The organism is Belnapia arida (assembly GCF_016773205.1).
Lineage (GTDB): Bacteria > Pseudomonadota > Alphaproteobacteria > Acetobacterales > Acetobacteraceae > Belnapia > Belnapia arida.
In genome coordinates this window covers 1-1,879 of record NZ_JAETWB010000129.1, presented here as the reverse complement: position 1 = coordinate 1,879, position 1,879 = coordinate 1, and the positions used below count along the sequence as shown (strand labels likewise).

Annotated in this window: 1 protein-coding gene and 1 pseudogene; one reads left to right on the top strand and one right to left on the bottom strand. The window is 62.5% G+C overall.

What is annotated here, in order from left to right:
• Positions 1 to 165 precede the first annotated feature (165 nt).
• Positions 166 to 1,113, top strand: coding sequence for an IS630 family transposase (locus JMJ56_RS33005; RefSeq protein ID WP_202836100.1), 948 nt, complete (start codon positions 166 to 168; stop codon positions 1,111 to 1,113).
• 656 nt (positions 1,114 to 1,769) lie between these two features.
• Here the strand turns inward: JMJ56_RS33005 and JMJ56_RS33000 are convergent.
• Positions 1,770 to 1,879, bottom strand: a pseudogene (locus JMJ56_RS33000) (IS630 family transposase); the annotation flags it as partial.

The following is a 1,879-nucleotide window of genomic DNA, read 5'->3' as shown; positions in this document are numbered from 1 at the left end:
TCAGCCTCCCCCACCGGGGGCAAGCGAATCACGATCCAGCGCCAATCGCGAGAGGGAATTTCAGCAGCCTGCTAGAGTAAAATCCGAACGATCAGATTCATTGGGGACTCCCTTGGGCCTCGAAGTCTGATTCACCCTGCTGGCTGGACGCGGAGGCTAGCTTGCATGGCGAGAACCTTGTCTGAGGATTTGCGTTCCCGGCTGATTATGGCGGTCGAGGGCGGCATGTCACGGCGCGCAGCGGCCGATCGCTTCGGGGTTGCGGCGGCGACGGCGGTCCGCTGGGTGCGGGATTGGCGTGCCACGGGCGCTACCCGAGCCAAGGCCAAGGGCGGCGACCTGCGGTCGGGGCGGATCGAGGTCTACCGAGGTGCCATTCTGGCGGCGGTCGAGGCTCAGGTGGGTATCACCCTGGTGGAGCTATCCGGCATGCTGTACCGGCAGCACGGCGCCACCTTCGCGCCCAGCACGATCTGGCGCTTCCTGGACCGGCAGGCCATGACGCTCAAAAAAACGGCGCACGCCAGCGAGCAGGAACGACCCGACGTCGCCGCACGGCGACAAGCCTGGTTCGACGCTCAGCCTGACCTCGACCCCGAGCATTTGGTCTTCATCGACGAGACCGGTGCCTCGACCAAGATGGCCCGCCTGCGTGGCCGAACGAAGCGCGGCCAGCGCTGCCGATCACCCATCCCGCACGGGCACTGGAAAACCACCACCTTCACCGGAGCGCTGCGGCTCGAGGGTATGACGGCACCGATGGTGCTCGACGGGCCGATGACTGGCGCAGCCTCCCTCGCTTACGTCGAACAGGTGCTGGTCCCCAGCCTGCGGCGCGGCGATGTCGTGATCATGGACAATCTGCCCGCACACCGCCGCCCCGCTGTCCGCGCCGCCATCGAAGCCGCAGGTGCCAGGCTGCTCCACCTGCCGCCCTATTCGCCAGACCTGAACCCAATCGAGAATGCCTTCGCCAAGCTGAAGGCCATTCTCCGCAAGGCCGCCGCCCGCACCATCGACGACCTCTGGGATGCCATTCGACACGCACTGCCACGCTTCACCCCAAACGAATGCCGAAGCTACTTCACCGCCGCAAGGTATGAACCCGAATGATCGGATTCTGCTCTAGTGTCGTCCGCCGCTTCGACTGGTAGGCAGTTGACACACTGAAACCCGGGCCAGTGCTCCGCTCAGAGATCGTGCATTCAACGTGGTAAAGCTTGAGAGTTGAATCGCCCTACTCTCAGGGTCCGCAGAGTCTCCGGCCTCTCGGAGCGAAAACCCAGACCAAACCTGCGCCTCAGCGCAGCGGTCTGGCTAGGAGAGACAGGTTGTGAGGAGACCGACTGGAGCACCGGTGGGAACTGGAACCTTACCTTCTCTGGCGCCGTGGTTTGATCAACCGCGTTACGTGCGACGAGTTCTTGAGGCGCAGCCCGGCGAGGATCGAAGCGCGCTTTCGAACAGTTCGAAGCCCGTCTCATTCTGCCGATCGTGATCACAGAGGTGCAAGCCGGCGAACGGCCCAGCGAACCATTCACAATATTGAACAGAGAGAATTCAATGCTGTAAGTTTACGATCATTGTTATTTGGTCAAAATTTTCTCTTGTGGTACATTTAACACTGATCGTCACGTGCAGGGCGGCACCTACTTCGATCGCGACTACTACGTCGACGTCCATCTGCCCTTGGCGCTTGCCTGCTGGCAGCGGCACGGGTTGGAAAGCGCCTCCGCCTTCTTCCCAGATGGCGCTAGAACGTTTTCCCATCAGTCTGCGTCATAGCCGGCGGCGGCAAAGTAGTTGGCGCACACGGCTGGGGTGAAGGTGTCGATGATGCGGCCGATGGCAGCCCAGAGCCCGCCGAGGCTACGCTCGG